The organism is Kordiimonas sp. (assembly GCF_048260245.1).
In the GTDB taxonomy this organism is placed as follows: domain Bacteria; phylum Pseudomonadota; class Alphaproteobacteria; order Sphingomonadales; family Kordiimonadaceae; genus Kordiimonas.
Genome location: NZ_JBLXGZ010000003.1, coordinates 176051 through 182815, shown reverse-complemented (window position 1 = coordinate 182815; position 6765 = coordinate 176051). Strand labels below are relative to the sequence as shown.

Below are 6765 nucleotides of genomic sequence, written 5' to 3'. Positions count from 1 at the left end.
TCAAGCCGAAAGAAGGTTACAGCAAGAAGGATAAGCGCGAGCAAGGCACCCGGAATTAGCGGCCCGCGCGGTGTACCAAAGGTGGACACCGCCACAAAGCCCGCGAAGGCGAGGCCCGAAGCATAGAAGGCCGCGCGCGCGAAACGGGCCTTGGGTAGGAAGCTCAGGAGAAGCGCAATGACAAGAATGCCGAAGGTGATGAGTTCAAATGGTCCTGTCATATCCGCCCCAGTCACTCATCTGTGTTGCGCTGAATGAATTCAAGAACAGGCAAGTCTTCAGGCACGCCGCCGTCCAGCACCGGTGTGCTTTTGCCCTTCAGGTAGCGGTCAAAGAAGGCGAGCACATAGGTGTTCACGACCTTGTTCACGGCGTCAGGTGACACGCTGCCAAAAAAGGCCTCGCCCTTGCCCTCAGGCATCAGATGCGCGAGGTCACAGAAATTCATGTGTTTGGCGTCCGCCACCGTCAGGCTGTAGACGGGGCCCTTGGCCTCATGGAAGACAAAATCATTGGCTTCAAAGTTTACCGGCACGCCGCGACCGGTCTCGCCGGTGTAATAATTCTGGTCCGAATTCAGCATCATGAAGGGCACAGTGATGGGGAACTTCATGTCGTGCTCGCCAAACTGCACCCCGACGATATTGATGCCCGCCTTGCAGCGGCTGTCATGGAGGCAGGTCATACCCGCCGTAGCGCCGCCATAGGACATGCCGAACACGCCGAGACGCTCCATATTCATTGCATGATAGAGCTGCGCAAAAGCAGGCACCGCCTTGGCCTCAAGCTGGTCGATCACAAAATCAGTGTCATCCAGCCAAAGGCTGATGCCTTTCACGTAGCTTTGCTGGCCGAGGATGAATTCCCGCGCGAGGCTGAGGTAACCCTCATAGTCTGCCGCCTTGTGCATGCCGACAAGTGCGGCCTCCAGCGCGGCGCCTTTCTCCGGCGTCATATCCGGGTCGAGGTAGGCTGCCGGGTTGAAGGTGGCAGATTTGCCCTCGCCCAGATTTACCCATGCCGCCTGGAAGGGATGGTCGATCGCAAAGATGATGTAGCCATGGCTTGCCAGCTGTTCCATCAGTTGGCTGTTCTCGGCGCTGAACAGCCCAAAGGCGTGGCTGTAGACAAGCACCGGGAAGCGCCTGCCATCCGCGACCGGCGCACCCGCAAAGCTGTGGCCCTTGATGTCGTTCAGGTAATCGAATGTCTCAAGCGGCAGGTCAAGGTTCATGGCCATCATGCGCGCGGCCTGTGCGGGTTCAGGAACAAGCGTCATCGCCTCCGCGCCCAAGGGCACCGTGGCGGGGTACCAGACCTGCACAGCAAGTGCGCGGTGGTCATCCGCGTCCCCGGTCGCGCTCTCCGCCCGGCTTTGGTCCACCAACACGGCCCGGCTATAACCAACGCCATATGGCCCGGTGGGCGCGGGTGGCGCGAAGGGCGCATCGTCTGCGCCCGCCACTAAACTCAGTGTCATGCCAAGGGCGACAGCAAGAACGCCAATCCGGCTTGTGATTTTCAGTCCTGTCATGTCGCCCCCGGTTTTTCTGTTATGCGACCCAGATGTCGCCCAGCACGCGCTTGAAATTTTCGCCCAGCACAAGGCGGATATGATCGTCCGAGTAGCCACGCGCGATCATGCGGTCCGCCAGGTCGAAGATGCGTTTGGGGTGGTCGAAGCCATCCGCATCAATCTTGCCACGGAATCCATAGCTGGATTTATAACCGGCCTTGAGCGCGCTATAGGCTGGCTCGGGGATGTCGTCATAGCCGTTCATGTCCATGTCGGAGCCGACACCCACATGCTCGATCCCCACAAGTTTGGCGACATAGTCGATATGGTCGACAAGCGTCTCAATGGTGGTGGGTTCCTTGGCGGAGAGGAAGTTCCTCACCCCCGTGATGCCCATCACGCTGCCAGCCTTGCCCATGGCCTTGATTGCCGCGTCAGACTTGCAACGCACATGGCCTTCCGCCAGTGCCCGCACGTTTGAATGCGTGATCAGAACAGGCTTTTTCGAAAGTTCGAACGCGTCCAAGGTCGTCTGGTCGCCACAGTGGGACACATCAACCGCCATGCCCAGTTCGTTCATGCGGGCAACAACCGCCGCGCCGAAGTCGCTGATGCCGCCGTCCACCCGGTCGGTGGAGCCGGAGCCGATAAGGTTCTGGCTGTTGTAGGTCAGTTGGCTGATACGCTGGCCCATGTAATAGAACTGGTTCACGTCATCGACACTACGGAAATGGTCCGAGTTCTGGATGCCGACGATGTAACCGATACGTTCACCCTTTTTCAGCGTCTTCAGGTCATCAAGGCCGTCGATCCGCTGCAGTTGTTTGGGATACTGTGCCGCGTAAGCATTCATGCGGGCGATAAACGCCGCCGCCTCGTCACCACCAAGCCCCACGGCGGGGTGGAAAACATCCACCCCGGACGCCAGCAGCACATCAAGTTCGTTCTGCTTCAGTTCAAACGAATCTGAAAGTTTTGGATTGGCGCTGAAGGCTGTGGTCATCATATGCTTGAAGGGCGACAGGATCGACAGCATGTCGAACACCTGCAGCGAGTTCACCACATCAATGGCCCGTGCGCTATATTTGGTCTCGGACGCGGCGAACACCTTGTAGCTGCCCATGTTGATCATGGGCATCGCTACCGCAGCGGCACCGGCTGCGCGCAGGAAAGACCGGCGGTTAAACTTTGACTGTGTCATTGTGCTATTCCTTTCCCTCAGGGCTTAATAGTGTTGGAAGCCGAGGATGTTCCAATAGGCATAGAAGATGGTCATATAGACCCCGGCAAGCGCGACCAGCGTATAGTGAACCCGCCGCCCCTTGCGCCAGTAGCCTTCCCGCCACGCCATGACAGCGTGATACACCACACCAATGGTCATCAGGGTTGCCACGATCGGCAGCACAAGATTGAGATCAAAGATGAACGGAATGTTCTGGTAAAGTTCCATCTTGTAGACCGAGATAATCAACATGAGGAAGATCACAAACAACAGGTTCGTGCCTGCCATCAACATAGAGAAACGAATGGCCCCGCGTTCCCGCGCTTCCATCAGCTTGTATTCCTTGCGGCGATAACACCAGCCAAGGAACACCGTGACAAAGAGAAGGAAACAAACAGCCGGCAGCAGCATCTTGAACAGGCCACCTTCAAACGCTGGTGTACGGCTTGAGTCCATAAACGGCAGCCCCTCGATATAGAGGTCGACAATCTCGCCATTTTCGTTTTCACCGAAAGCGATCATGTGTTTGCCGTCCACCTGGCGGAAAAGGTTGTCGCCAATTTCGACGTATTGCCGTGGTGCACCAAAGCCCGCGAATACCAGTGTACCTTCGCCCGATGGAGCAACTTCAAGGCCGCCGCCCAGAATACCCATGGCTTTCTCAATCGTGGTCTCATTATGCCGCCAGAACTGATAGCTGCCAGCATAGCGACCGGCACGTTCGTCAAAGTCTGACGGCGGCGTGATAGGCTCCAGCGCTTCGGGATAATAGTGGTCGTAGAAGGTTTCCACGAAGGTATCGCGGCCCTTGGTGTCCGACGCCGTTGCGTACGAGATAAAAATACCCAGTTCCTCGGCTTCGTCGATCAGCATATTGGTATGGAACTGGAAGGTATCGCCGCCATGGCCGATAAGCCGGTGGCCGTTGATATATTCCTCATAAAAACCATGCGCCATGCCGCCCAAGCGCTTGTCACCCTGAAACAGGACGGAGTGCATCTGCGCGGTAGTCTCGGGCGACAGGATACGGTTGCCGTCCAGTTCGCCAGCGTTCAGGTGCGCCAGCATGAATTTCGCCATATCGGTCGCCGATGACGCCATAGCGCCCGCGGGGCCAAAACCGGTGATCAGTTCATAAGGTTGTGCCACCTGTTTGCCAGCTTCATTCACATAGCCCATGGTCTGGCCACCTGCGAGGCGTTCCGGCAACGGTTCCGCGAAGGTGGACTGGGTCATGCCAAGTGGCGCGTAGATGTTCTTTTCGACATACTCATCAAACGGCATGCCCGACACATTGGCTACAATCAGCCCGGCCAGCGCGGTGGCATAGTTCGAATAGGACGAATATTTACCCGGCGGGTTGATACGCGCGGGGATATATGTGGACATCGCATCGCGAAGTTCCGTGACGTTATTCAGGTCATAATTGATCAGGTAGCCAAGCGCGCCTTCCTCAAACCCCGCTGTGTGGGTCAGGATATGTTTCAGGGTGATCGGCTGATCATACGTGTCCGGTATCTGAAATGTCTTCAGGTAGGTGTTCACATCAGCATCAAGGTCGAGATTGCCACGTTCCACCTGCTGCATCACCGACGTCCAGGTGAACAGTTTGGAGGTGGAGCCGATACGAAACAAGGATGTCTCAGGGTCGACCGGAATGCCCTTGTCGATATCCTGATACCCGTAACCCTTTGCCAGAACGAGCTTGCCGTCCTTGACGATAGATACCGTCACGCCGGAGATATCCAACGTCTTGCGGTGGCTTTCGACCATGCCGTCGATGAAGCTTTCCAGCCCCGGATAGGCCTCAGCCATCGCGGCGGTATCGGTGGCCACCTCTACAGCCGCAGCAGTTGCACCTTCGGCTTCATCCTGCGCAAGCACAGGCAGGCTGAAGGCAAGAAAAAGCGCTGTAAACAGTGCTGTCAGTTTCCGTATCATTTCCTCACTCCCACGTTTTTGGCAAAGCTTGCGCCTTGCTTCCCTTTGTTTACCCTTATCCCCAAAGTGCGCTGTTCGGGACTTCCACGATCCCGCCCGCGCCATAATACAGGCCATTGTCCACATCACCAGCCAGCAGCAACGGGCCGTCAATGTCGACAAAGTGGCAGAACTGGCCGATGACATAGGCTGGTGCCATAGAAAGCGACGAGCCGGTCATATTGCCCACCATCAGTGACTTGCCGTCCCTGAGCGCAAGGTTGGCCAACAACAGCCCGGCTGACAGGCCACCGCATTTATCCAACTTGATATTAATCACATCATAGCGGCTTGCCGCGACTTCATATTCGCTGGCGTCAAGGCAGCTTTCATCACCGCCCAGTGGCACCGGCGAGGTATAGCCCTCAAGCTCCTCGTCCCCGCCGCGTTTGAGCGGTTGTTCGATCATCGCGATGCCAAGCTTTTCACATGCTGGTGCATATTCCTTAAGCTCGTTAAAGCTCCAACCCTGATTGACGTCGATAATCAGGGTCGCGTCAGGCCGCACTTTGCGGATTGCCTCAAGCTTGCCAACCGGGTTGTCACCATCCAGCTTGATCTTGAGGTTAGGGTATTTTGCGTAACCCGCCGCCGTTTCAGCCATCAGTTCCGCGCTGCCGATGCCCACTGTACACACGGTTTTCAGTGTCTTGGGTGTCATCTTCAGGCGTTCCCAGACACTGACACCCGACCGTTTGGCTTCAAGGTCCCAAAAGGCGCAATCAAGCGCGTTTCTGGCGCCGCCTGGGGGCAACATCTGCTGGATGGTGTCAAAGCTCAGGCCAGCGTCAATGCGCGGCGCGATGTCGGCCAGTTGGCTCAGCATCACATCGGCGGTGTCGCCAAGGTAATAAACACCAACGCCTTCGCCCTGCCCGCGCACGCCATCAGCCTCAAGCGTTACCCGCACCGTGTCTGTGGTGTTGAAGGTATAGCCCGTAATGACAAACGGAGCTTTCAAGTCAAAGCTTACTTTCTCAAAACGCATTTTCATTGTTTAGGCACTCCGGACAGTATTGGGGTTGCGCGAAGCCAAGACAGCGGACAATTGGGCAATGATGCTGTCGGTGCCGTCCTGGAGGGGATCAACACAGGGCAGACCGACCCGGGAGGAAAGATCGGCCAGATAGGCTTCGCGCTCGTCCGCCTTAAGGCTGGACGTGTTCACACTCACACCAACACAGGTGATATCGGGGTTGGTCAACTCACCGATCGCGATGGTGCGTTCAATAACATCGTTGATAGTCGGCAGCGGGAAATCCTCCCAGCCCATGATTTTCTCGCGCCGTGCCTCGTGGCATACGACAAAGGCGTCGGGCTGTGAACCGACAAGAAGACCCATGCTGACAGCGGAGAAACCGGGGTGGAAAATACCGCCCTGCCCCTCAATCACATCCCAGTGGTCTTCCGTGTTATCGGGCGACAACAGCTCCGCCGCGCCGGACACAAAATCCGACACCACACTGTCGATGGGAATGCCATTGCCCGCGATCATAATACCCGTCTGGCCCGATGCGCGAAAATCCGCGTTCCAGCCAAGGCGTTTCATGTCTTTTTCCATCTGGAGCGCGGTATATTTTTTACCCACTGCACAATCGGTGCCCACCATCAGCAGGCGCTTGCCGGTGCGCTTTTTACCTGTACCTACAGGCAAGCGGGCCGGCGGAATGCGAACGTCCACAAGGCGCGCACCGGATTGGCCGGCAGCTTTGGCCAGCCGGTCAACATCACTGAGGCGCGTGTGCACACCCGCGACAATATCAAGGCCAAGCGCCGCCGCTTCCTCAAGTACCTCTAGCCATTCGTCAGGAATACTGCCACCAACGGATGCTGTACCGATAACAAGGGACTTGATGCCCGCAGCCTTTGCTTCCGCCACACTCATTTGCGGCAAGCCAAGGTCAATGGTGCCACCGGGCAGGTTCAATTGCCCTTTGCACAGTTCACGCCGCCATTCAACAAGTCCCGCGCCTGTTTTGGCGTAGGTCAGCCCGCTTTCACTGCCGAGAAAAATGAGATAGGGCGCCCTTAACTCGATCGTTTTCAT

At 56.9% G+C, this 6765-nt stretch carries 5 protein-coding genes and 1 pseudogene; all 6 read right to left on the bottom strand.

Translation table 11 applies throughout. From position 1 onward, the window contains the following. Positions 1-221: pseudogene (locus ACN0VM_RS03295) on the bottom strand (hypothetical protein); the annotation flags it as partial. A gap of 11 nt (positions 222-232) precedes the next feature. Beyond that, a complete protein-coding gene (locus tag ACN0VM_RS03290) occupies positions 233-1534 on the bottom strand; it encodes an alpha/beta hydrolase family protein (RefSeq protein ID WP_417449415.1) in 1302 nt (433 codons plus the stop codon). Between the two features lie 19 nt (positions 1535-1553). Further along, on the bottom strand, positions 1554-2717 hold the full coding sequence (locus ACN0VM_RS03285) for a dipeptidase (RefSeq protein ID WP_417449414.1): 1164 nt from the start codon (positions 2715-2717) through the stop codon (positions 1554-1556). A gap of 24 nt (positions 2718-2741) precedes the next feature. Further along, a complete protein-coding gene (locus ACN0VM_RS03280) occupies positions 2742-4679 on the bottom strand; it encodes a serine hydrolase domain-containing protein (RefSeq protein WP_417449413.1) in 1938 nt (645 codons plus the stop codon). A gap of 55 nt (positions 4680-4734) precedes the next feature. After that, on the bottom strand, positions 4735-5712 hold the full coding sequence (locus tag ACN0VM_RS03275; RefSeq protein ID WP_417449412.1) for a dipeptide epimerase: 978 nt from the start codon (positions 5710-5712) through the stop codon (positions 4735-4737). Between the two features lie 3 nt (positions 5713-5715). Further along, positions 5716-6765, bottom strand: a complete 1050-nt coding sequence (locus ACN0VM_RS03270; RefSeq protein WP_417449411.1) for a DUF1611 domain-containing protein — start codon at positions 6763-6765, stop codon at positions 5716-5718.

Bases quoted from the DNA above. Each gene is read 5' to 3' on its own strand.
- ACN0VM_RS03270 (WP_417449411.1), bottom strand. From the start codon at position 6,765: ATGAAAACGATCGAGTTAAGGGCGCCCTATCTCATTTTTCTCGGCAGT.
- ACN0VM_RS03285 (WP_417449414.1), bottom strand. From the start codon at position 2,717: ATGACACAGTCAAAGTTTAACCGCCGGTCTTTCCTGCGCGCAGCCGGT.
- ACN0VM_RS03290 (WP_417449415.1), bottom strand. From the start codon at position 1,534: ATGACAGGACTGAAAATCACAAGCCGGATTGGCGTTCTTGCTGTCGCC.
- ACN0VM_RS03275 (WP_417449412.1), bottom strand. From the start codon at position 5,712: ATGAAAATGCGTTTTGAGAAAGTAAGCTTTGACTTGAAAGCTCCGTTT.
- ACN0VM_RS03280 (WP_417449413.1), bottom strand. From the start codon at position 4,679: ATGATACGGAAACTGACAGCACTGTTTACAGCGCTTTTTCTTGCCTTC.